The sequence below is a fragment of the Neisseria gonorrhoeae genome (assembly GCF_003315235.1).
Taxonomy (GTDB): domain Bacteria; phylum Pseudomonadota; class Gammaproteobacteria; order Burkholderiales; family Neisseriaceae; genus Neisseria; species Neisseria gonorrhoeae.
Map to the genome: position 1 here is coordinate 1 of NZ_QNRU01000029.1, position 23,297 is coordinate 23,297.

Below are 23,297 nucleotides of genomic sequence, written 5' to 3' on the forward strand. Positions count from 1 at the left end.
GAAAAAAGGCATTTTTTAAATGCCTGCTTTGCCGCGTCTGAAATCCGGTGAATTTTCAAATATTGAAATTCAATGGGTTGAAAATGAATTGTAAAAATGCTGTTGTCAATTAAAGTAGTATCTCCCACATCTTCAACAGCCGCTTTACCGACACCGGATACGGCGTCTTCAACTCCTGCGCGAACAGCGACACTCTCAATTCTTCAATCATCCATTTAAACGCGGCGAGGCCGTCTGAAACGGGCTGTCCTTGTTTCGCCAAGCCGTCAGTTTTTTCCTGCCACATTTGTTCCAGCTCTTGGATATCGGCTTCGCGGGCTGCGTCGCGGGCGGGGTTGCTGCTGTATTTTTCGAGGCGCAGGGTCATGGCTTTGAGGTAGATGGGGAGGCGCGGCCATTGTGCCCACGGGGTGCGGGTGGCGAAGCCGGGTGCAAGCAGGGTTTGCAGGCGTAGTCTTAGGAGGTGGGTCAATGGGTGTTTGCCGAGTTTGCCGTTCAGTTCGGCGTAGGCGGCTGCGGTTTCCTGCAGGTAGCGGCTGAGGGCTTCTTTGACGGCGGGCAGGCGGCTGCGGGCGCGTTTGATTTGTTCTTTGAAGGATTTTTCGTTGCGCGGCAGCTTGTCTTCGCCGATAAAGGCGCGGTCGCAGACGGCTTGGGTGAGGTCGTCGCGCAGGGTGTCGGCGTTGATGTGTTTGAGCAGCATGGCGGCTTGGGTGAAGCCTTGGATGCCTTTGTTCAGATCTTTAACTTGTTCTTTTAGTTGTAGTTTCATGAGTTCAATCACGCCTAATCTGTGGGCGTGTCCGGCGGCGGCAGACGTGTCGAACAGGCGCAGGGCGATGCGGCCGTCTTTTTCTTTTTGCAGGCCGAGGTAGCCGGTGAGCTGTTGTTTGCCGCGGGCGAATTTGATGGATTCGGGCAGGATGCCGATGTCCCATGCGGTAACGTTGTCACGCTCGAATTCTTGGGTGTTGTCGCGGAAGGTGGTGGTGGCGGCTTTGCCAAGTTGTTGTTGGATTTGGATTAAATCGCGACCCATGGCTAACTCTTGTCCGCCGTCGTCGATGATGCGGAGGTTGAAATAGCAGTGTTCGGGCAGCCTGAACGCGGCCCATTCGTCTTGGTTGATTTGCTCGAGTATGCGGATGTCGCCTGCGGTTTTGGCGATGGCTTGGGCGAGCTGGGGCAGGATGGGGGCGTTGCGGTCGGGGTTTTGGCTTAAAAATTGGGTGATGAATTCGGGTACGGGTACGCAGATGCGGCGGATTTGTTTGGGCAGTGCTTTGATTTGTAGCTGGATTTTTTCGCGTATCATGCCGGGCACGAGCCATTCGAGGGCGGCGGGGCTGATGCGGTTGAGCACGGTGAGCGGCAGGGTGAGGGTAACGCCGTCGAGCGGGTGGTGCGGCTCGAAGCGGTAGCTGAGTTTGAATTTGCCGTCTGCGGTCTGCCAGTGTTTGGGGAATTGTTCTTCGGTGATGTGCGCGGCGGCGTGCTGCATGAGGTCGTCGCGGCTGAGGAACAACAGGCGCGGGTTGTCGCGCTCGGCGGTTTTGAGCCAGGCTTCAAAGGTGCGGATATCGGCAAGGGGCAAAGGTTTCAGACGGCCTTTTTGAGATGCAGGCTGCTTTTTGGGTTTGGGGTCATCTGAAACTGTTAAAGCCGAGGCACTCTGTTCCCTCTCCTGTGGGAGAGGGTTTGCTGCGGTTGCGGAAAAGTTGGTTTGTGCGGCAACTGTTTTGCCCTCTCCCCAGCCCTCCCCCACGGGGGAGGGGGTGGTTTGCTGGGGGTTTGCAGGACGCAGGCCGTCTGAAAATGGCGGGGTGTAGTTTTCAGATAGCCTTTGGGAGTGCAGGCTGCTTTCGGTTTTAGTTTTAGCTTCGCAGAAATTCAGCCTTGCTTCGCAAGACATTGTTTTCAGACTGCCTGAAACCGTTGAAACTGAGGCACTCTGTTCCCTCTCCTGTGGGAGAGGGTTAGGGAGAGGGCTTGCTGAGGTTGCGGAAAAGTTGGTTTGTGCGGCAACTGTTTTGCCCTCTCCCCAGCCTTCCCCCACGGGGGAGGGGGTGGTTTGCTGCGGATTTGCAGGACACAGGCCCTCTGAAACCGAATCCGCCATATAAAAATCGGGCAGCCGTTCGTGATAAAACGCAAACAGGGCTTCGTCATCGACCAATACGTCTTGCTTGCGCGATTTGTGTTCGAGTTCGGTAATTTCTTTAATCAGCTTTTTGTTGTGGACAAAAAAATCCGCTTTCAAATCGTATTCCTGCGCCACCAACGCGCTGCGGATAAAGATTTCACGTGCTTCTTCGGGCACAACTTTACCGTAAGACACGGGGCGGCGCGGCAATACGGCCAGGCCGTAAAGCGTTACGCGTTCGCTGGCGACGACTTCGCCGCGTTTTTGTTCCCAGTGCGGCTCGAAATAATGGTAGCGGACAAGGTGCGGGGCTTCCTGCTCGATCCATTCGGGCTGGATAACGGCGACGTCGCGCGCGTAAAGGCGCGTGGTTTCAACCAATTCTGCCGCCATCACCCATTTGGGCTTGGCTTTGAACAGGGCGGAGGCGGGGAAAAGGTGGAAGCGGCTGCCGCGCGCGCCGGTGTAGTCGTTGCTGTCGGGCGATTTCATGCCGACGTTGGCGATGAGGCCGGTGAGCAGGGCGCGGTGGATTTGTTCGTAGCCCGCTTCTTTGGTAGCGCGGATTTGGGTGCGGTGTTGTTTCTTATCCAGTTGTTTTTGTTTGAGTTTGGCAGATAGGTCTTGGTCGCCCGCATTCTCAGACGACGTCAGTTGCTTGACTTCGGGAGGTCGTCTAAACGCAGCTTCTTTGGTGGTCAAGCCCATTTCAATCGCGGTTTGGGCAAGCTGGTGGTGCAGCTCGCGCCACTCGCGCATCCTCAGGTGCGACAGAAAATATTGACGGCACCATTGCACCAACTGCTTGTTGGACAAACCTTTGTCGCGCTCGCGCTGGAAACTGTCCCAAATATTCAGGTAGGTAAGGAAATCGGATTGCTTGTCGGTAAAGCGTTCATGCGCCTTGGCCGCGGCATCGCGCGCTTCCAGCGGCCGTTCGCGCGGGTCTTGAATCGACAGCGCAGACGCAATCACCAATATTTCCGCCATGCAGTCGTGTTTCTTCGCCGCCAGCAAAATGCGCGCAATTTTCGGATCGATGGGCAGGCGCGCCATTTGTTCGCCGAGCTTGGTCAGGCGGTAGCGCGTGTTGGTACCGATATGGCCCGAACTGTTTTGCAGGCCGTCTGAAACATTGGCCGGGTTGGATCGGGCATCCATGCCTGATCCGCGTACTTGGTTTTTCATATTTTGCATAGTCTTGTCGGTCGGGCATCTTCCCCGACATCATCTAAATTTGTCTTTATTGGTTTTCACGCTGCTTATTGCGGATAAACATATTCCGCCTTGCCGTTGCGAATGTTCAAGCTGCCTGCATCGCCCGTAATCAGGTTGCCTGTTACCGAGCCTTCGCGACAACCTGAAACCGGCATATCGTAGCCCAACGTGTGAATCAGGAACGTTGAAAGCTGCTGATGGAAGGCAATCTCGCAAGGCGCAAAAGCCTGGTTGGCAGCCTGTTGCACGGCCTTATCCGGGCTGTACAAAACCAGAGGCACAATATAGCTGTCGGGCTGCACCGTGCCTTGATTGTAGATATCTTGGCGCACATACTGGCCATGATCGGAGGTATAGGCAAACAGCCAGTTGCCGTCAGGCTGCTTTTGCAGCTGCTCGAATACGGTTTGAATCATTTGGTCGGTTTTGTGGATGGTGTTGTCGTACTTATCCGCAATATCGGCTTCGCCGAATACTTTATCTTGAGGCTGCAACAATGCGCCGTATGGGGCGTGCGAACCGCGTTGGTGCAACACGATAAAATGCCTGCCCTGCTGCAAATTGATTTTGTCGAACAACGGCAGCAGCTTCTCATCGGGCATATTGTCGCCGTTGCCGTAGCCAAGTTGCGTCGGCTGAATCAGATGGTCTATCCATTTCTTACCGATTAAGTTCAAAATTGCCATTTGGTTTTCAGCCTGGGCACTGTAAAAATACGTTTCATAGCCCTGCTCTTTGGCGAGGCGGAACATATTGGTATCGCCGCCGCTGATTTGTTCCAAGCCGTTGGCGTGCGGTATGACGTTAAAGAAACTGGGCAGGGATACTGCCGTCATAAAGCCTGCGGAATAACTTTGTTTCACAATCGGCTTAAAATCGGCTTGCGACAGCCGGGTTAAAAACGGCGAAGTTTCGCGCCCGTAACCAAACAATTTCAAATGCGCCGCGCTTTCGCTTTCGCCCATAATCAGGACGATATTTTGAATACTGCCTTGCCCGATTTTGCTTGGAGCAGGCTGTTTGAACACAGGGATCTTGCTTAAATCAAACAACTGATACGGCAACACGCGTCCGACAAAATAACCGAAGCTGAAATAATTGGCTTTGATGCGGCTGTATGTCGGTTTGGGCGAAATACCGTGCTCTTGTTTCGTGTCGAACGAACGCACGAAAATCATCAGCATTAGGAAGGCAAACAGGATATCGGCAGAAAAATGCGTCTTACGGCGGAACTTGGCAAGGCTGCAAAACAGCACGACTTCCGCCACGCCCCACAAAGCAGGCAGCCACAACTTATCCAACATCGACGCGCCCGCGCTGCCGACTTCGGTAACCTCTTTCAGCATCAGTCAATAATTGATGCCCGTCATCCAGCTTTGATAAACCGCGTAATGCACATTGTTGGCAATCATGCTGAACGCGAAAAACACCGCAATCAGCAGCCGCGAAGCCTTATAACGCGCAAACAGATACAGCGCAGCAATCATAAATGTCAGCGCAAACGTTTCCGCCATTTTTGCAGCCGGTAAGGTTTCAATTCCGAATACAAAGCGATAGGCGATTTCGCTGGCGGTAAGTAGGGATGAATACAGAAAGAGAACGAAAAGGGATTTTTTCATAATGGGCAGTTCACAATAAAAGTTGCAGGACGGGTTTTGGGGCTCGGCAACGGTATTCTTCAGCAGCTATCTGTTTACAGATTGTTTTTCAAAAAACGAGAAGTAAATCTTAAATCCATAGAATGTCTATCTTAAAATCATTAAATATCAATAAATTACAAAATATCATAAAATATCAAAATTTATCAACTTTTTATCAATGGAACTTTTGCTACGAATTTTTTATGATGCTACCTATCGTCATGGGGGGTAATCATGAAAAAATTTAGCACCAATTCAAAAATCAATTCTTTTATTCATTCACTACTAAATAGGGGGTGGAAAATACAAAATAGAAAAAAGCACAATATTTTGGTAGCACCAAATAACCGTAGAATTGCAATCCCATCAACACCGAGCGATTGCAAAGCAATCCACAGTTTCACCAAGCAGATTAAATATCTTTTTCAGGAGTAGAACTAAAATGAGCAATAAACAAGCCAATCATCAATCAAACATGAGCAATGCTAATAAAGGCACGTCAGGAACAAATAAAACGTATTCACAAAATCAGGGAAATCGTGGCTGGCAAATGAATCCACAAAATCCTGCGAATAGCGGTAAAGGCAAAAAATAGCCATTGCCTTGCCTATAAATGGCGATATTATACTTGGTATCGCCATTTTAATTGGCATATTGGGGGTATTATGGAAAACAAACAAACCGAAAAGACAGAAACACAATCTGAAAAGACAAAGAAAAAACCATTTAAGCAGACGAGAGAACTCGTTAGGCTGGCATTGAATAATGGTTGGACGCAAACTGAAATTGCTAAAACTTGCCGCACACAACAATCAGTTGTGAGTGCATGGAGCAAGGGCGAAAAATTGGGAACAGAGCAACAGCTCAAACCTTTATTGGATTTATTCGGATACAAATTACGTAGGAACACATTCAAGCTGTATTGGCGCAAAAATGCAGAGACATCTAAAATTGAATTTATTAAAGTAGAAGGAAAAATAATTTTTAGTCTTCTTATTGGTAAAAACAATGGCTATAATAAATTTATACCAGCATATAAATTTATCATTCATTATCAAGGGAATGAACAATTTTATATGATTTTAAAAAAGAAAATTTATGACGATTATGATAAAAGTTTGGAAGCAGCAGCATGGCAAACTATTTTAAATCAATCAATAGGAATTAGCGAGTTACTTCGATTTTTTGATAAATTAAGTAGTAAAGATATTGAAAATATGGGCAGGTTTTGGTTGGAATTTTGTTGTAACTTCCCTAAATATACTCAATCTTTACCTTTTCTCATTCGGCAAGCCTTGTTAAATCATGGATTCTCTGTAAACGATATTATTGAATATCAGGCTTCATGGTAAAATACCTTAAACCCCCAAGGCAGGAAAGCAGCCTTAAATAAAATGCTATTCATTGGGCAATATTAAGCCTGACGATTTATCATCATGATTATTGATTAAGCCCTATGAAATGCCTGTTTGCATTCATAGCGCAAAGGTAAATCAAAATCTCGGCTTACAACTGTTGCTGTGAATACAGCTAGGAGAAAGGGAAACTGAATACCTGAAACACCGTTGTAAGAATTAGGGTCAGGGGTGGGTCAAAAACCAAGCCGTCAGTTAGCTGACCGCTTGGTTTTCTACGTTTAAGTCATCTGAACTTTATTCAATTTAACCTTAAAAGTGCAGGCTGCTTCACATTTTCAGGTAGCCTGCTTTCAATCTAATTCTCCTCCACTGCCCCCAATTCCAACAACACCTGAAACCCGTCATTGATATACCGCGAGTCGGGCATTTCTAAAAATGGGAATGCTGCTACGTCGCCCAAGTTCAGCGATGCCATGCGCAGGATGACGGCGGCGAGGTTGCTGCGGACGATTTCGGGATCGGTAAATTCGGGACGGCTGTTAAAATCTTCTTCTGAAAACAGTCGGATACACACGCCTGCTGAGACGCGTCCGCAGCGGCCGGAGCGTTGGCGGGCGGCGGCTTGGGAGATTTTTTCTACGTGAAGTTGTTCCACTTTTGCCCGCGCGGAATAGCGTTTGACGCGCGCGAGGCCGGTGTCGATGACGTATTTGATGCCCGGCACGGTGAGCGAGGTTTCGGCGACGTTGGTCGCCAGCACGATGCGGCATTTTGCGCCTGAAGGGTGGAAGATTTTGTGCTGTTCGGCGTGCGACAGGCGTGCAAACAGGGGCAGGATTTCGTCATTGCGGCGCAGTGTGGATTTGCGCAGGGCTTCTGCCGCTTCGCGGATTTCGCGTTCGCCCGGCAGGAATACTAAAATATCGCCTTCGCCGTAGCGTGCCAATTCGTCGGCGGCATCGACAATCGCGTCGGTCAGCTCGACTTCTGCGTCGTCTTCGTCTTTGCCGGTCAGCGGTCGGTAGAGGATTTCGACGGGATAGGTGCGCCCGCTCACTTCCAGTACGGGCGCGCCGTTGAAGTGTCGGGAGAAGCGTTCTGCGTCTATGGTGGCTGATGTGATGATGACTTTCAAATCGGGGCGGCGCGGCAGGAGTTGTTTTAGGTAGCCCAAGAGGAAGTCGATGTTCAGGCTGCGTTCATGCGCTTCGTCAATGATAATCGTGTCGTAGGCGGCGAGATAACGGTCGGTCTGGGTTTCCGCCAGCAGGATGCCGTCGGTCATCAGCTTGACGCAGGCATCGCGCGAGGTGTGGTCGGTAAAGCGCACTTTATAGCCGACCGCGCTGCCGATTTCGGATTTCAGCTCTTCGGCAATCCGCTCCGCCACCGAACGCGCGGCCAAACGGCGCGGCTGGGTATGCCCGATCAATCCTGCCGCCCCACGCCCGAGTTCCAAACAAATCTTGGGCAACTGCGTGGTTTTGCCCGAACCGGTTTCGCCGCAGATAATCGTTACCTGATTTTCGGCAACGGTTTTTTTGATTTCTTCGAGTTTTTCGTGAACGGGCAGGGTGTCGTCGAATTCGGGTTTTGGCAATGCGGCCAAACGTTTCAAGAAGATTTCGTGCGATTTTCGGTATTTTTCTTCGATTTTGGACAAGCCGCCGTATTTGTTGGGATTTTTGAAGGCGGATTGCAGGAAGTGGCGGTCTTTGGAGAGGGTTTGGGAGAAATCGGGAAACATGGGCGTGCGTGTGCGGTAAAAAGTGCAATTATAGCAAACGCTTCGGTTTTGTTTGAGCAATATCGGGATGGGGAAATGCCGTCTGAAAACCGCATTCTGTCGTTCAGACGGCATTGTTGCTGAAATTTCAAGCGCAGCGGAACGGTATTTGAATCAAGGCGGCTGCCGGCGTTTGATCGGGGGCGTTTTAATTTTCAGACGGCATTCCCGTTTTGCTGTTTGCGGCTTGCGGTCTTGCGGGCGCATTGCCGGTTTGGGCGGCGGTTTCCTGAAGCACGCGCCGGCGGAAGCGCATTCCCGATGCGTGGTAGAACGGACGCGGCGAAAACTGGCGCGAAACCTGCGAGGCGAAAATGCAGGCAATCAGCATCCAAAACAGCAGGCTTTGCCCGCCGGTCATTTCCATGACGACGACGGCGGAAGTAATCGGCGATTGTGTCGCGCCCGCTAAAAATGCCGCCATGCAGATGAGGACGATGATGTTTGCACCCTGCGATATGTCGGCGATGGCGGCGATATGCTCGCCCAAAACCGCACCTATGGTCAGCGAGGGAGTGAAAATGCCGCCCGGAATGCCTGCCCAATAGCTGAATACGGTGGCGAGCCATTTGGCGGCGGCGAGTCCGACGGGGGCTTCGTAGATGCCGTGCAGGGCTTGGGCGGCTTCGTGGTAGCCGGTGCCGTAGGTTTTGCCTTGGTAGAACGTGCCGAGCAGGGCGAGCAGCAGCCCCATCAGTGCCGCCAGCAGCAGCGGACGGTTGCGGATGAAGCCGCGTATCTTGCGCGGTGCAAACGCCGCCGCACCGCGATAGAGCATACGGGCAAATATGCCGCCAGCCGCGCCGCAAACCAGCCCCGCCGCCACGATCCACATCAAAATATTTTCCAAAACGCCGCCGTTGAAACCCGAAAAATACGGGTTGTTGCCCTGAATGGCGACCTGTATGAAACCGGCGGCGAGTACGCCGAGCAGAATCTGCCGCTCCCAGCGCAGCATGATGCCGCGCCCCAGTTCCTCAATGGCGAAAATCACGCCCGCCAGCGGCGCGTTGAACGCTGCTGCCAAACCGCCCGCCGCGCCCGCCGCCATCAAATCGTTTTCCTGCATACCCTTAAACGCCAAACCGTGTTTTTTGCACCACGCGCCCCACGCGCCCATTACTGCCGCGCCGACCTGCACGGACGGGCCTTCGCGTCCGATGGACGCGCCGAACAGCATACCCAAAAAGGTCAGCGGAATCTTCAGCAGCGTTTGCCCGAGGCGTATCAGCCGCGTTTTTTGTGCGCCGTAGGGCAGCGACAGTGAGGCGATGACTTGAGGGATGCCGCTGCCGGCGGTGAAGGGGGCGAATTTGCGTGTGAGCCAGACGATGACGGGCAGTCCCGGCGGCAGGGCAATCCATGCGAACCACGGGTATTGTTGAACCAGTTTGGCGTTCAGTTCCAGCGCAAAATCGGCAAGATGGGCAAAAAACAGTGCGGTCAGGGCGACGAGTGCCGAACCTGCCAGAAGGAACAGAAAGGCGATGCTTTTGCGCGACAGGCGGCGGGTTTGGCGGATTTTGCGGGCGAGGCGGCGGGGGAATGTGGAGGTCATGGTATGTTGTCCGACGGTTCAGACGGCATTTTATGTATGCCGTCTGAAGCCGTGTCGGGTCAGGAACGGTAGTCGGCGTTGATGGAAACGTATCCGTGCGACAGGTCGCAGGTATAGACGGTGGCGGCGGCTTGTCCGCGATGCAGCTTGATGCGGACGGTGATTTCGTCCTTCGACATCACCGCCTGCCCTTGTGCTTCGGTGTAGCTTGCGGCGCGTCCGCCGTGTTCGGCAACCAAAATATCGTCGAGATACATTTCCACGAGGTCGGTATCGAGGTCGGCAACGTCGGCATAACCGATGGCGGCGAGCAGCCTGCCGAGGTTGGGGTCGGAGGCGAAAAAGGCGGTTTTGACCAGTGGCGAACGTGCCGCGGCGTAGGCGGCTTGGCGGGCTTCGTCGCAGGTTTTGGCGTTTTCGACGCGGACGGTGATGAACTTGGTCGCGCCCTCGCCGTCGCGGACGATGGCTTGGGCGAGTTCGAGCGCAAGGCTGCACAACAATTCTTTGAGTTGGGCGTAACGCGGGTCGGCGATGTTGTCGATTTCGCTTTGGCTGTTTTTGCCGGTGGCGATGATGACGAAGCTGTCGTTGGTGCTGGTGCCGCCGTCAACGGTGATGGTGTTGAAGGTTTCGTCGGCGATTTCCTGCGTCATCAGTTGGAGGACGGGTTGGGAAACTTTGGCATCGGTGGCGATGAAACCGAGCATGGTCGCCATATTGGGATGAATCATGCCCGAGCCTTTGGCAATGCCTGTGGCGCGGACGGTGTGTTGGTCGCCGACCTTGCCTTCGCGCGAGGCGGCTTTGGGAACGGTGTCGGTGGTCATGATGGCGCGTGCCGCTTCGTTCCAGAAGGCAGGCTGCATTTTGGGCAGGGCGGCGATGATTTTGTCTGCGGGCAGCGGTTCGAGAATCACGCCGGTGGAGAAGGGCAGCACCTGGTTCGGTTTGCAGCCGATTTGCCGGGCGGCGGCGGCACACACTGCCAAAGCATCGATTCTGCCCTGTGCGCCCGTACCCGCGTTGGCGTTGCCCGTGTTGATGACGAGGGCGCGCACGCCGTCTTCGTCGAAAAGGTGCGATTTGGCGATGTGGACGGGCGCGGCACAGAAACGGTTGGTCGTGAAGACTGCACCGACGGTGCTGCCGGCGGCTACGGCAATCAGTGTCAGGTCGGTATGCCCGGGCTTCTTCACGCCTGCTTGGGCGGTGTAGAGGGCAATGCCGTCGATGTCGGGCAGTTGTTCGGCGGTTTTTTCGGTCAGGTTGACAGCCATAACGGTTCTCCTTGCGAGTGTGTCGGCGTTCAGACGGCATGGGTTGAAATGCCGTCTGAAACGGGTTCAGAACCCCAAAACGGGGATAAGCAGCGGCGCAATCAGCGCGGTCAGCACGCCGTTGAACGTCAGCCCCATCCCCGCGTATGCCGCCATGCGGCGGCTGCGTTCGAGCGAGGCGGCAATGCCCATCGCGTGCGAAGCCGTGCCGAGCGACATACCCACGGACGAGGGCATGACGACCGTGTTCTTCAACATTTTGTAACCGGCAATCTGTCCGACCAGACCGGCAATGATGACGGTGGCGGCGGTAATGGCGGGAATGCCGCCGATGGAGCGGGTGATTTCGATGGCGATGGGGTTGGTAACAGATTTGGACGCGAGCGGGAGGACGACTTCGCGTTCCGCGCCCAGCCACTTGGCAAAATACATCCCCGTAACAATGCCCGTAACGCTGCCCGCAAGCTGCGAAACGATGACGGGCAGCCACTGGTTGAAGATTTTACGGCGGTTTTGGTAGAGCGGCACGGCAAGCACGACGACGGCGGGTTTCAGCCAAAAATCAATGAATTGCGCGGAATTGTGGTACGCCGCATAATCGATACCGAGGATTTTCAGGTAGGCAATCAGCACGATAGTGCTGACGAGTACGGGGTTGCAGAAGATATTGCCCGTGCGCGTGCGCACGATAATCGCAAGCGCGTACACGGCAAGCGTGAGGAAAAGCAGAACGCTGGGCTGCCTGAGGATTTCGCTCATCAGATAATGCTCCGTATCCAGCGGTGAACCTTGCCCGTAACCAGCAGTACGCACAAAGTGCTGGCGGAGGCGGAAACCAGTATCGAAAACCAATCGTCGGCAATCAAATCCAAATAGCTGATGACCGCCACGCAGGGCGGCACGAGGAACAGCGTCAGGTTTGCCATCAGCGCGTCGGTAAGCTGTTGCAGCCAAGACGTTTTGACCCAACCCGCCTGCAAAAGCGCAAACAGCACGCCCATGCCGACGATGCTGCCGGGCAGTTTGATGCCTGCTAGGAAAACGGCGGTTTCGCCGGCGGCGAGGCAGCCGAGGATGATGAGGAGCGCGCGGATGATGTTCATGTTGTGTGTCTGTCTTTTGACGGCGTTGTGATAAATCTTGTTAACTGTTTAATCATAACGTCAAATATGCCGTCTGAAAAGCCGAAGCCGCGCACAAACGCAAAAACGGCACGGATAAACCGTGCCGCAGCAACCGGGGCGTGTTCAGACTTTGCGGTAGGGATTTTCCAAACCTTCAATCAGCGCGAGCAGGTAAGCGCGCAACTGCCGTTCGCCGCAACCCATCAGCAGCGCGTCTTCAAACGCGTCTTGTGCCGTCTGATACAGCTCGGCCATATTTTCGGACATCACTTTGACCTTTTCGGTACAGGATACGATCTGTCCGTCATCGCCGTACCATTTGGGCATTTCGGGCATACTCATTGCGTATTCCTTGGGAAATCAGTTCAGAAAGCGTGACGGGTCGTTTTTCTTGACCCGGCGGGCGAACGCATATTTGCCGCTCCAATATTTGTGGCTCAGGCTGGTGATTTCGATATTTTTCCCCGTGCGCGGCGCGTGGATGAAGCGGTTGTTGCCGATATAAAGTCCGACATGGGAAATGCGGCTGCCGCCGAGCGTGCGGAAAAACACCATATCCCCGGGCTGCAATTCGCTTCGGGCAACGGGTGCGCCCATCCGCGCCTGTTCCGCCGACGTGCGCGGCAGGTTGATGCCCATGGCGCGTTTGAAGATGTGCTGCATGAATCCGCTGCAGTCAAAACCGGTAGAAACCGATGTGCCGCCGTAGCGGTAGGCAATACCCAAAAGCCCCATCGCGCTGCCGATGAGTTCGTCGGCATTGCCCGCCCGCCGGGCGGGGGCTCGGTTGACGGGTAAAACGGGCTGTTCGTTAAGCCCCATCGCGCTGCCGATGAGTTCGTCGGCATTGCCCGCCCGCCGGGCGGGGGCTCGGTTGACGGGTAAAACGGGCTGTTCGTCTTCGGCAAACTGTCTGAGAATCTGCTCGCGGCTGCTGAGCAGGTTGGTCAACTCGTCGGCAAGGGCGGGGCGGACGGCAAACATCAGCCACAAAACCGCCCAAACTGCCGGTTTGAAAAAAGAATCCATATCGGTGTTTCCGCGCAGGAGGCATCGTGCCGCCGTGCGATGTTATGCTGTATCAGTCGAAAATATCTTGTTGATTGTATATAAAAAAACGGCTGTTTGGCAAAAAACGGCTTGTTAGATTGAGTTAATATGTTGATTTTTATATAATTTATTGAGAATTTGGGAAGCGCATCCGCCGTCCGCCTTGTTTTCGCGCCGACCGCAACCATATAGCCGCCATCCGAACAATCAGTCAGAGAAAATCATGAATCAAACCGCCATCAACCGCGCCGATGCGCGTACCCGCTTTATCTTCGACGATATGCCCGTGCGCGGGCTGCACGTCCGTTTGGAAAACGTGTGGCAGCACATTGTAAAACAGAAAAACTATCCCGCCGCCATCAGCTGCGCCTTGGGAGAGCTACTGGCTGCCGGCGTTCTGCTGTCGGGCAACCTTAAAAACGAAGGCACGCTGATTGTGCAGGTTCAGGGGCAGGGAAAACTGAAAATGCTGGTTGCGGAAGCGACTTCCGACCGTACCGTCCGTGCAACCGCGCGGTGGGACGAAACCGCAGAAATAGCCGATGACGAAAGCCTCGGCGACCTTTTGGGCGGCAACGGCGTGTTCGTATTGACGCTGCAACCCAAAGACGGCGAACCCTGGCAGGGCGTAGTGCCTTTGGAAGGCGGCAGCATCGCGCAAATGTTGGTGAACTATATGAAACGTTCCGAACAGCTTGATACGCACATCGCCCTGTCTGCAAGCGATGAAGCGGCGGGCGGGCTGCTGGTGCAGCGTCTGCCTGAAGAGGTGTTGGATGAAGAGGCATGGGAACACGTCAGTACGCTGGCGCGCACGCTGACGGCGGAGGAGCTGGCAGAATTGGACGCGCAACACGTTTTATACCGCCTGTTCCACGAAACGCCGCCGCGCGTGTTCGAGCCGGAAACGTTTGAATCCTCATGTACCTGTTCTCGGGGCAAGGTCAGCGATATGCTGTTGATGCTGGGCGGGGAAGAAGTCGGAGGTGTGGTGGCGGAACAAGGCAGCATCGAAGTCGATTGCGACTTCTGCCACAGCAAATACGTGTTTGATGAAACCGATGTCAACGCGCTGTTCGGGGAGGATGTGGTCGGCGTTGCCAAAGGGCTGCCCCGACATACCGTCCAATAATCTTGAGCAACAAGGATGAATGGTCGAATGCCGTCTGAAGCAGCTTCTGCTTCAGACGGCATTTTTGCGCGGGTCGGGACGGCATTTAAAGCAGGAACAGGGTGGCGAGACTCAAGAAAATGAGGAAGCCGCCGGAGTCGGTAACGGCGGTAATCAGCACCGAGCTGCCCAGCGCGGGATCGCGTCCGAATTTTTCCATTACCACGGGAATCAATACGCCGACCGTTGCCGCCAGCAGGAGGTTGAGCGTCATCGCGGCAACCATGACCAAACCGATGCCGAGGCTGCCGTAAAGCAGCCACGAAACCGCTCCCATCACCGTCCCCCAAATAATGCCGTTGACCAAGGCGACGCCGACTTCTTTTTTCAACAGCCTTCCCGCCTGCATATCCGTCAGCTGCCCCATCGCCATCGCGCGGACAATCATGGTAATCGTCTGGTTGCCCGAGTTACCGCCGATGCCGGCGACGATGGGCATCAGCGCGGCGAGTGCGACGATTTTTTCGATACTGCCTTCAAACGCGCCGATGACGCGGCTGGCGAGGAAGGCGGTGCAGAGGTTGACGGCGAGCCACATCCAGCGGTTTTTGACGGAATCCAAGACGGGGGCGAACAGGTCTTCCTCTTCCTGCAAACCTGCCATGTTCAACATATCCGCTTCGGATTCTTCGCGGATCACGTCCACCATCTCGTCGATGGTAATCCTGCCGATGAGCTTTTTGTTTTCATCAACGACGGGCGCGGTAACCAAGTCGTAGCGTTCAAACGCCTGCGCCGCTTCTTCCACGTCGTCCTCGGCGCGGAAACGCACGACATCTTTCGCCATCACGTTTTCCACCAAATCTTCGGGATCGGCGACCAAAAGTTTGCGGATGGGCAGCACGCCCTGCAGCACGTCGTTTTCATCGACGACAAAAATCTTGTCGGTATGGTCGGGCAGGCTGTCGAAGCGGCGCAGATAACGCAGCACCACTTCGCAGGCGACATCGGCGCGGATGCTGACCAACTCGAAGTCCATAATCGCACCGACTTGGTTGTCTTCATACGACATTGCCGCCTTGACTTGGGCGCGCTCTTCCTCATCGCGCGTCTGTAAGGCTTCATAAACCACTTGGTGCGGCAAATCGTCTGCCAGCTCCGCCAATTCGTCCGCATCCAAATCATCGACCGCCGCCAACAATTCGTCCTTGTCCATTGACTCGATCAGCGTTTCTCGCACCGCGTCGGATACTTCCAGCAATACTTCGCCGTCGTCTTCGGGTTTGACCAGAAGCCAAACGATATTGCGTTCGCGCGGCGGCAGGGACTCCAAGACGTCGGCCACGTCGGCAGGGTGCAACTCGGCCAAGAGGACGGTCAGCTCGGTCAGTTTGTCGCGCAGCGGCGCATCTTCGAGCGGTGTGCCGTTTTCGATTTGTTCAAAAGCAGGTTCGAGGATTTCGCAGAGGGAGTGGACACGGTCGAAATCGGCGGAAGGGCGTTCGGCATGGTTTTGACCGGTTTCGCCGTCGTGTGTCGGAGGAGTGTGTTCGATGCTCATAAATGCTCCGCCCGCCGTGTGCGGGGAGGCATTCCGGCGGGATGGTTATTGTCGTTTGGAATCGGAAGGGGTGTTCAGTAAAAACGAACTGGGAAGGTCCATAATAAAAGCCCGAAAAATCAGGCACGGGATTGGAAACAGCACTATTCTACTCCCTTTTGAAACGGTTTACTATTTTTAACGCAAATGCCGTCTGAAACGCGGGTTTCAGACGGCATTTTTCGGAGGGCAGGTCAGCGGTAGGCGTTTTTCAGTTCGCGCAGGGCGGCGAATACTTCCAAACCGCTGTTCAGCGTTTTGCCGACCAGGGCTTCGGCACGTTGGCGGACGGCGGGGATTTCTGTCCGTAAGAACGGGTTGACGCGGCGTTCGTGCGCGAGGGTAACGGGCAGGGTGGGCGTGCGTTCCGCCGCCTTCAATGCCGTCTGAATGTCGGCGTTGTCCGGCTCGATATGGGCGGCGAAACGCAGGTTGGCGGCGGTGTATTCGTGTGCCGGATAGAACAGGGTGCCTTCGGGTAATTGGTTGAACCGTTGGAAGCTGTCGTAAAGCTGTTCGACCGTGCCGGTAAACACGCGTCCGCAGCCGGCGGAAAAAAGGGTGTCGCCGCAGAAAACGTGTATGCCGTCTGAAGTTTCGAGAAGGTAGCTGGTGTGGCGGTCTGTGTGGCCGGGTGTTGCCCAAACGGTAACCTGACCGTTGCCGAAGGTGAATCGTGTGCCGGCGGTTACGGTGTGGGTGGCGGCTTCGATGTCGGATTCGCCGTAAACGGGCGATTCCATGTAGCCGCGCCAGAGTGCCGCCGCACCGCCTTCGTGGTCGGGATGGGGGTGCGTTACCCAGGTTTGGGCGAGCATGAGTCGGTTGCGTACGAGGAATTCCAAGACGGGCGAGGGTTCGGAAGGATCGACGCAGACGGCATGGTTGCCGTGCTGTATCATCCAGATGTAGTTGTCGGTCAGGGCTTTGACGGGGGTAATTTTCATGAGTGTTCCTTGATGGTTCGGATGCCGTCTGAAAGGTGTATCCGAAAGGCGTTAATATACAGCGGAACCCTAGCAAACGCCATCATGCTGTTTCAGGCGGCATTTTTTCTTATAAAAACCTTTCAGCAACAATATATTGCCAAACTGCAAACCAAACTGCCTTTGATAACTGCCGACCTTCCCTCTAAAATACGTTCGAATTTTTAAATATATAAACTCAATAGATCGAATATGCCGCAACAAACCATGAATTTAATGCGCGAGTGCATACCCATTTTTACCGTATTGAGCGATGAAAACCGCCATCAGATCCTGCATGTATTGTGGAAACACGGTAGGATGAATGTGAATGAGCTGACCGAGCATCTGCATCTGTCGCGCCCTGCTGTGTCGCACCATTTAAAAATCATGCTGCAAGCCGGAGCGGTGGCGGTGGAGCAGGTCGGCAAAGAGCGGTTTTACAGTATTGCCATGGCGGATGCGGTGGCGAGATTGAAACAGCTTGCCGATTTGATGGCTCAAAATTGCCCGCTTTCAAAATAGGGTTATCCGTTGGCCCTTTATTTTTACCCAAATACGTTTACATTTTTAAACTTATCAACTTAAAGGAACGATCATGTTATTCACGCCATTCACTTTTCAAAACGGCAAACCGCCAAAAACCGTATCTTCAAATCCGCCATGGAAGAGCAACTTGCCCAAAACGACCAGCCGTCTGAAAAACTTGTCCGCCTGTACGGCGCTTGGGCAGAAGGCGGCGCAGGCGTTTTGGTGACGGGCAATGTGATGGTGGCTGAAAGCGGCAAAGGTTCGATAAACGATGTGTTGATTTCAGACGACCGCGCCCTTGAAATGCTGAAAAAATGGGCGAAAGCCCGCACGCAAAACGACACGCTGCTCATCATGCAAATCAATCATGCGGGCAAACAGTCGCCTGCGGTGGTCAATAAAACACCGCTTGCACCGAGCGCCGTGCCGCTGGTGGGCATGAATGGCTTTATCAATCCGCCGCGCGAATTGAGTGCCGATGAAATCAACGGGCTGATTCAGCAATTCGTACAAACTGCCAAAATTGCCGAACAGGCAGGCTTTTCAGGCGTACAAATTTACGCCGTACACGGTTATCTCATCAGCCAATTCCTCTCGCCGCACCACAACCGCCGCCAAGACCAATGGGGCGGCAGTTTGGAAAACCGTATGCGCTTCCTTTTGGAAACCTACACCGCTATTCGCGCTGCCGCGGGCAAAGATTTCTTGGTGGGCGTAAAACTCAATTCGGCAGATTTCCAAAAAGGCGGATTTGACGAAAGCGAATCGGTGCAGGTGGTGCAAAAACTGTCGGAAATGGGCATTGATTTTATTGAAGTTTCCGGTGGCAACTACGAAAGCCCGCAAATGCTCGCCGCCAAAGACAGCACCCGCAAACGCGAAGCCTTCTTCATCGATTACGCCGAAAAAGCCTGTGCAGCCAGCCAAGCCCCGCTGATTATCACCGGCGGATTCCGTTCGCAAACCGCCATGGAAGATGCCTTATCCAGCGGTCATTTGGATTTGGTCGGCATAGCCCGCCCGTTTGCCTTAGTCCCTGATTTGGCGAACAAAATGCAAAACAGAACTTACCAAACCGTACAAGCAGACCGCATCCAAACTGGCGTAGCATTTGTTGATAAAAAAGCGGGTGCAATGTTAGAAATGAACTGGTATATGACGCAAATGGATTTGATCGGACAAGGAAAACAGTCCAACCCTAAATTGTCGGCGTGGAAAGTATTGCTGAAAACTTTGCGGGAAAACGGTAAAGCGGGATTGAGTACCGGCAGGGCTTGAGAATGGTCAAAATACCGTCTGAAACGGGTTTCAAAACCTTTTTCAGACGGCATTTGTTTGGGCAGACGGTTTAGCCCAAGGCTTTACGTGCGCCGGCAAAGAGGCGGTACCAGCCGGACAGTTCCGTCCAGCCTTCCGGTTTCCGGCTCATTTGTGCGGCACGGTACACGCGTTCGGGGTGGGGCATCATAATGGTAACGCGGCCGTCGGCGTTGGTAATGCCGGCGATACCCTGCGGCGAGCCGTTGGGGTTGAGCGGATAGGTTTGGGTAACCTGGTTTTGACCGTCCACATATTGCAGCGCGATGCCCAAATCGGCGGAAATATTGCCGCCGTGAAGCGCGAAGTCGGCGCGGCCTTCGCCGTGGCTGACCACGACAGGCAGGCTGGAGTCTTGCATTTCGTTCAAAATCAGCGACGCTGATTTGGGGACGTGAACCATATTCAGGCGCGCTTCAAACTGCTCGCTCAGGTTGCGTTTGAACTTCGGCCATGTTTCTGCGCCCGGGATAATTTCGGCAAGGTTGCTGACCATTTGGCAGCCGTTGCACACGCCCAATGTCAGCGTGTTCGGATCGGCAAAGAAGGCGGCGAATTGGTCGCGCAAGGCAGGGTGGAACAGGATGGATTTCGCCCAGCCTTCACCCGCGCCGAGTACGTCGCCGTAGCTGAAGCCGCCGCACGCCGCCAGCATTTTGAAGTCGGCAAGGCGGAAGCGGCCAGCCATCAGGTCGGACATATGCACGTCGTAGGCATCGAATCCGGCGCGGGTGAAGGCGGCGGCCATTTCGATTTGCCCGTTTACGCCCTGTTCGCGCAGGATGGCGATTTTAGGTTTCGCGCCACTGTTGATAAACGGCGCGGCGATGTCTTCGTTCACGTCGAACTTCACGTCGGCAAACAATGCGCTGCGTTCGTTGTCGCCAATCAGGGCGAACTCGCTGTCGGCGCAGGCAGGGTTGTCGCGCAGGCGTTGGATGGCGTGGCTGGTTTCCTGCCACGCGCGTTGCAGGTCGGCGCGGTTTTGTTCCAAGAAATAACCGTAACCAAAGAAAGAAATAAACTCATTGTCAAAATCAGGAGAGCCAATCCGGCTGACCGCATCGGTTAAGCCGGCCGTTTCAAATGCCGCATCAACATAATCCCTATCTTTTTGGCGGATTTGGATAACCGCGCCTAATTCTTCATTGAATAAGATTTTAATGGCGGCATGATTATAAAGTTCGTCAGATAAGTCTTCGGCAGGGTCGCCTTGAAAATCCGGGAGATGAATCGGCAGGAATTTATCCATCAGGCAATCTATATCGGCACTAATACCGCACCGTGCCGCAAACGCCATTTCCGCCAGCGTCGCAAACAAACCGCCGTCGCTGCGGTCGTGATACGCCAAAAGTTTGTCTTCGGCGACAAGCTGTTGAATTACGCTGTAAAACGCTTTCAGACGGCCTGCATCGTCCAAATCGGGCGCGTCGCCGCTCATGTTGTTGTACACCTGACCGAACGCCGAGCCGCCCATGCGCGCTTTGCCGAAGCCCAAATCGATAAACAGCAATACGCTGCCTTCGACGTTTTTCAATTCGGGCGTAACGGTTTTTCGCACGTCTTTAACAGGCGCGAACGCGGAAATAATCAGGCTCAACGGCGAAACCACGGATTTTTTCTCTTCGCCGTCCTGCCACACGGTTTTCATCGACAGGCTGTCTTTACCTACGGGAATGCTCAAATCCAATGCCTGGCAGGCTTTAGAAACGGCTTCGACGGTGCGGTAGAGTTTTTCGTCTTCGCCTTCGTTGCCGCACGCCGCCATCCAGTTGGCGGAAAGTTTGATGTTGCCGATGTCGCCGATGTTGACTGCCGCGATGTTGGTGATGGCTTCGCCGACGCACATTCTGCCCGAGGCGGGCGCGTCAAACAGGGCGACGGCCGGTTTTTCGCCCATAGACATCGCTTCGCCGCGATAGGTGTTGAAGCCCATCATGGTAACGGCGCAGTCGGCTACGGGGGTTTGGTATTTGCCGACCATTTGGTCGCGGTGGGTCATGCCGCCGACGCTGCGGTCGCCGATGGTAATCAGGAAGTTTTTGGCGGCTACGGCAGGCAGGCGCAAAACGCGGTAGGCGGCTTCGGTGATGTCGATATCGCCCGCGTGAAACGGTTTTTTGGACGGCGTAACCGTTTTGTCGGTACGCGTGGTTTTGGGCGGTTTGCCGAGCAAGACGTTCAGCGGCAAATCGACGGGGTTGTTGGAGAACAAATCGTCGCGCACTTTCAAATGACCGTCGTCGGTCGCCGTGCCGACTACGGCAAACGGGCAGCGTTCGCGTTCGCAGATGGCGCGGAAGGTGTCCAAATCTTTTTCCAAAATCGACAAGACATAACGCTCTTGCGATTCGTTACACCAGATTTGCAAAGGCGTTAAACCGTGTTCTTCCAACGGCACTTCGCGCAGCTCGAATACCGCGCCGCGTCCGGCATCGTTGACCAATTCAGGGAAAGCGTTGGACAAGCCGCCCGCGCCCACGTCGTGGATGGAGATAATCGGGTTTTGGTCGCCGAGCTGCCAGCAGCGGTCGATGACTTCCTGCGCGCGGCGTTCGATTTCAGGGTTGCCGCGTTGTACGGAGTTGAAGTCCAAAGACGCATCATTTGTACCGGTATCCATCGAAGAAGCCGCACCGCCGCCCAAGCCGATGAGCATGCCCGGGCCGCCCAGTTGGATCAGCAGTGCGCCTTCGGGGATTTCGTCTTTGTGCGTCTGCTGCGCCTGAATGCTGCCCAAACCGCCGGCAATCATAATCGGTTTGTGGTAGCCGCGAACCTGACCGTCAAATTTTTCTTCAAAGGTGCGGAAGTAGCCCAAGAGGTTCGGGCGGCCGAATTCGTTGTTGAACGCCACACCGCCAATCGGGCCTTCAATCATGATGTCCAACGGCGAGGAAATGTGTTCCGGCTTGCCGTAGTCTTGTTCCCACGGCTGTTTGAGGTCGGGGATGTTGAGGTTGGACACGGTAAAGCCGGTCAAGCCCGCTTTCGGACGCGAACCTTTGCCCGTCGCACCTTCGTCGCGGATTTCGCCGCCCGCGCCTGTTGCCGCGCCCGCAAACGGCGCGATGGCGGTCGGGTGGTTGTGCGTTTCCACTTTCATGATGATGTGGGTGTCTTCCTCGTGGAAACGGTAGCCTTGGTTTTCCGCTGCATTCGGATAGAAACGCTCGATTTTCGCGCCTTTGATCACGGACGAATTGTCTTTATAGGCGACGACCGTACCTTCGGGATGCGCGTTGTGCGTGTCGCGTATCATGCCGAACAGGGATTTCGGTTGTTTTTCGCCGTTGAGGATGAAATCGGCGTTGAAGATTTTGTGGCGGCAGTGTTCGCTGTTTGCCTGCGCGAACATCATCAGCTCCACATCGGACGGATTGCGCTGCAAAGCCTGATAGTTTTCAACCAGATAATCGATTTCGTCGGCGGAGAGTGCCAAACCCGTTTCGGTATTGGCTTTGACCAAAGCCTCTTTACCGCCGCCCAAAACATCGACGGTGGAGAAGGTTTCGGATTTGAGATGGTGGAATAATTTGGATGCCGTCTGAAAATCGGGCAGCACGGATTCGGTCATGCGGTCGTGCAGCAACGCCGCCCATTGCTGTTTCTGTTCATCGGTAAGCGCACCTTCCAGCCACACCGCCATACCGCGCTCGATGCGTTCGATGCCTGCCAAACCGCAGTTTTCCGCGATATTGGTCGCCTTGGAAGCCCACGGCGAAATCGTACCCAAACGGGGCGTTACCAAAAACAAATGCAAACCCTCGCGCGCTTCGGGCGTTTGTTCAACGCTTTGCGCCGCCAACAAGGCTTGCAGTTTTTCGACAGTCGCGGCATCAAGTGCTTTCTCGCTGCCGGCGAAATACCAAAATTCGCTGCTTAATTTGACTTCGGGCAGGCCGAGTGCGGCGGCTTTTTGCAAGAGTTTTTCGACACGGAAATCGGAAAGGGCGGTAACGCCGCGCAAGGGCAAAACAACAGACATGGATTCGGCTCTCAAATGCGGTTGGAAAAGCTGTCATTATATGCGCAACGGGGGCTGTATTGCTTGGGTATTTTGGTTTAAAATGTTGACAATCTGACGGGGGGTTCCCGTTTTTCGGATGTGTTTGTATTGTTTGTTCAAAGGAAATTTTATGAAAAAAATCGAGGCGATTGTCAAACCGTTCAAGCTCGACGACGTGCGCGAGGCGTTGACGGAAATCGGCATTACGGGCATGACCGTCAGCGAGGTCAAAGGGTTCGGCAGGCAGAAGGGGCATACGGAAATCTATCGCGGTGCGGAATACGCCGTCGATTTCCTGCCCAAGGTCAAAATCGAGTTGGTGTTGGCGGATGATGCCGTGGAACGCGCGATTGACGTGATTGTCGAGGTGGCGCGTTCGGGCAAAATCGGCGACGGCAAGATTTTTGTGCTGCCGGTCGAGGAGGCAATCCGTATCCGCACGGGCGAACGTTCGGACGCGGCGGTTTGAGCGTTTGGAATGGAAATGCCGTCTGAAAGGCTTTCAGACGGCATTTGTTTTTGGGTCTGTACCAGATTAGCAGATATGTTACCCTCGAAATATGAAGATAACACACTGCAAATTAAAGAAAGAAGTACAGAAAGAACC

At 54.2% G+C, this 23,297-nt stretch carries 17 protein-coding genes and 1 pseudogene; 6 read left to right on the plus strand and 12 right to left on the minus strand.

What is annotated here, in order from left to right; genetic code table 11:
* Positions 1-109 precede the first annotated feature (109 nt).
* Together DFR77_RS10115 and lpt3 are read right to left on the minus strand one after the other, a co-directional pair.
* Positions 110-3,304, minus strand: coding sequence for a DUF3418 domain-containing protein (locus tag DFR77_RS10115; RefSeq protein WP_170123231.1), 3,195 nt, complete (start codon positions 3,302-3,304; stop codon positions 110-112).
* 101 nt (positions 3,305-3,405) lie between these two features.
* A pseudogene (gene lpt3 / locus DFR77_RS10120) lies at positions 3,406-4,983 on the minus strand (lipooligosaccharide phosphoethanolamine transferase).
* A gap of 460 nt (positions 4,984-5,443) precedes the next feature.
* On the opposite strand from lpt3, the gene DFR77_RS13460 reads away from it, so the two are divergent.
* Together DFR77_RS13460 and DFR77_RS10130 are read left to right on the plus strand one after the other, a co-directional pair.
* The gene (locus DFR77_RS13460) at positions 5,444-5,596 is read left to right on the plus strand and encodes a hypothetical protein (RefSeq protein WP_003754616.1); all 153 of its coding nucleotides are present in this window, start codon (positions 5,444-5,446) and stop codon (positions 5,594-5,596) included.
* Between the two features lie 70 nt (positions 5,597-5,666).
* Positions 5,667-6,353 (plus strand): helix-turn-helix domain-containing protein, encoded by a 687-nt coding sequence (locus tag DFR77_RS10130; protein ID WP_003692260.1) that lies wholly within the window; start codon positions 5,667-5,669, stop codon positions 6,351-6,353.
* Positions 6,354-6,714: 361 nt separating this feature from the next.
* Here DFR77_RS10130 and hrpA read toward each other — a convergent pair whose 3' ends face one another.
* The 7 genes from hrpA to DFR77_RS10170 form a co-directional block, all read right to left on the minus strand.
* Entirely contained in the window at positions 6,715-8,106 is a 1,392-nt protein-coding gene (gene hrpA / locus DFR77_RS10135; RefSeq protein WP_003692262.1) for an ATP-dependent RNA helicase HrpA, read from the minus strand.
* 187 nt (positions 8,107-8,293) lie between these two features.
* On the minus strand, positions 8,294-9,703 hold the full coding sequence (locus DFR77_RS10140) for a chloride channel protein (RefSeq protein WP_003697502.1): 1,410 nt from the start codon (positions 9,701-9,703) through the stop codon (positions 8,294-8,296).
* 59 nt (positions 9,704-9,762) lie between these two features.
* Complete coding sequence (argJ, locus tag DFR77_RS10145; protein ID WP_003692265.1) at positions 9,763-10,983, minus strand: bifunctional glutamate N-acetyltransferase/amino-acid acetyltransferase ArgJ; 1,221 nt, start codon at positions 10,981-10,983, stop codon at positions 9,763-9,765.
* 66 nt (positions 10,984-11,049) lie between these two features.
* On the minus strand, positions 11,050-11,742 hold the full coding sequence (locus DFR77_RS10150) for an LrgB family protein (RefSeq protein WP_003697994.1): 693 nt from the start codon (positions 11,740-11,742) through the stop codon (positions 11,050-11,052).
* A complete protein-coding gene (locus tag DFR77_RS10155; protein ID WP_002219918.1) occupies positions 11,742-12,086 on the minus strand; it encodes a CidA/LrgA family protein in 345 nt (114 codons plus the stop codon). The genes DFR77_RS10150 and DFR77_RS10155 overlap by 1 nt, the downstream gene beginning before the upstream one ends.
* A gap of 144 nt (positions 12,087-12,230) precedes the next feature.
* Positions 12,231-12,449, minus strand: a complete 219-nt coding sequence (locus DFR77_RS10165) for a hypothetical protein (protein ID WP_003689624.1) — start codon at positions 12,447-12,449, stop codon at positions 12,231-12,233.
* 18 nt (positions 12,450-12,467) lie between these two features.
* Positions 12,468-13,136 carry a C40 family peptidase gene (locus tag DFR77_RS10170; RefSeq protein ID WP_003697500.1) on the minus strand — a complete coding sequence of 223 codons (669 nt, stop codon included), beginning with the start codon at positions 13,134-13,136 and terminating at the stop codon, positions 12,468-12,470.
* 244 nt (positions 13,137-13,380) lie between these two features.
* Between DFR77_RS10170 and hslO the strand changes: the two genes are divergently transcribed.
* Positions 13,381-14,289, plus strand: a complete 909-nt coding sequence (gene hslO, locus DFR77_RS10180; protein WP_017147017.1) for an Hsp33 family molecular chaperone HslO — start codon at positions 13,381-13,383, stop codon at positions 14,287-14,289.
* 85 nt (positions 14,290-14,374) lie between these two features.
* Here the strand turns inward: hslO and mgtE are convergent, their stop codons facing one another.
* Positions 14,375-15,829, minus strand: a complete 1,455-nt coding sequence (mgtE, locus tag DFR77_RS10185) for a magnesium transporter (RefSeq protein WP_003696042.1) — start codon at positions 15,827-15,829, stop codon at positions 14,375-14,377.
* A 233-nt stretch (positions 15,830-16,062) separates the two neighbouring features.
* Positions 16,063-16,815, minus strand: coding sequence for a hydroxyacylglutathione hydrolase (gloB, locus tag DFR77_RS10190; protein WP_003692274.1), 753 nt, complete (start codon positions 16,813-16,815; stop codon positions 16,063-16,065).
* A 231-nt stretch (positions 16,816-17,046) separates the two neighbouring features.
* Between gloB and DFR77_RS10195 the strand changes: the two genes are divergently transcribed.
* Positions 17,047-17,358, plus strand: coding sequence for an ArsR/SmtB family transcription factor (locus tag DFR77_RS10195; RefSeq protein WP_003689616.1), 312 nt, complete (start codon positions 17,047-17,049; stop codon positions 17,356-17,358).
* 138 nt (positions 17,359-17,496) lie between these two features.
* Entirely contained in the window at positions 17,497-18,642 is a 1,146-nt protein-coding gene (locus DFR77_RS10200) for an NADH:flavin oxidoreductase/NADH oxidase family protein (protein ID WP_249033560.1), read from the plus strand.
* Positions 18,643-18,712: 70 nt separating this feature from the next.
* Here the strand turns inward: DFR77_RS10200 and purL are convergent, their stop codons facing one another.
* Positions 18,713-22,669: a phosphoribosylformylglycinamidine synthase gene (gene purL, locus DFR77_RS10205; RefSeq protein WP_113852122.1), complete on the minus strand. Its 3,957-nt coding sequence runs from the start codon at positions 22,667-22,669 to the stop codon at positions 18,713-18,715.
* A gap of 151 nt (positions 22,670-22,820) precedes the next feature.
* On the opposite strand from purL, the gene DFR77_RS10210 reads away from it, so the two are divergent.
* Positions 22,821-23,159, plus strand: a complete 339-nt coding sequence (locus tag DFR77_RS10210) for a P-II family nitrogen regulator (RefSeq protein WP_002218119.1) — start codon at positions 22,821-22,823, stop codon at positions 23,157-23,159.
* Positions 23,160-23,297 lie beyond the last annotated feature (138 nt).

Coding starts and splice junctions, on each gene's coding strand:
- DFR77_RS10150 (WP_003697994.1), bottom strand. CDS start 11,742: ATGAGCGAAATCCTCAGGCAGCCCAGCGTTCTGCTTTTCCTCACGCTT.
- DFR77_RS10170 (WP_003697500.1), bottom strand. CDS start 13,136: ATGGATTCTTTTTTCAAACCGGCAGTTTGGGCGGTTTTGTGGCTGATG.
- hrpA (WP_003692262.1), bottom strand. CDS start 8,106: ATGTTTCCCGATTTCTCCCAAACCCTCTCCAAAGACCGCCACTTCCTG.
- purL (WP_113852122.1), bottom strand. CDS start 22,669: ATGTCTGTTGTTTTGCCCTTGCGCGGCGTTACCGCCCTTTCCGATTTC.
- DFR77_RS10200 (WP_249033560.1), top strand. CDS start 17,497: ATGGAAGAGCAACTTGCCCAAAACGACCAGCCGTCTGAAAAACTTGTC.
- gloB (WP_003692274.1), bottom strand. CDS start 16,815: ATGAAAATTACCCCCGTCAAAGCCCTGACCGACAACTACATCTGGATG.
- DFR77_RS10140 (WP_003697502.1), bottom strand. CDS start 9,703: ATGACCTCCACATTCCCCCGCCGCCTCGCCCGCAAAATCCGCCAAACC.
- DFR77_RS10155 (WP_002219918.1), bottom strand. CDS start 12,086: ATGAACATCATCCGCGCGCTCCTCATCATCCTCGGCTGCCTCGCCGCC.
- mgtE (WP_003696042.1), bottom strand. CDS start 15,829: ATGAGCATCGAACACACTCCTCCGACACACGACGGCGAAACCGGTCAA.
- argJ (WP_003692265.1), bottom strand. CDS start 10,983: ATGGCTGTCAACCTGACCGAAAAAACCGCCGAACAACTGCCCGACATC.
- DFR77_RS10130 (WP_003692260.1), top strand. CDS start 5,667: ATGGAAAACAAACAAACCGAAAAGACAGAAACACAATCTGAAAAGACA.
- DFR77_RS10210 (WP_002218119.1), top strand. CDS start 22,821: ATGAAAAAAATCGAGGCGATTGTCAAACCGTTCAAGCTCGACGACGTG.
- DFR77_RS13460 (WP_003754616.1), top strand. CDS start 5,444: ATGAGCAATAAACAAGCCAATCATCAATCAAACATGAGCAATGCTAAT.
- hslO (WP_017147017.1), top strand. CDS start 13,381: ATGAATCAAACCGCCATCAACCGCGCCGATGCGCGTACCCGCTTTATC.
- DFR77_RS10115 (WP_170123231.1), bottom strand. CDS start 3,304: ATGGATGCCCGATCCAACCCGGCCAATGTTTCAGACGGCCTGCAAAAC.
- DFR77_RS10165 (WP_003689624.1), bottom strand. CDS start 12,449: ATGAGTATGCCCGAAATGCCCAAATGGTACGGCGATGACGGACAGATC.
- DFR77_RS10195 (WP_003689616.1), top strand. CDS start 17,047: ATGCCGCAACAAACCATGAATTTAATGCGCGAGTGCATACCCATTTTT.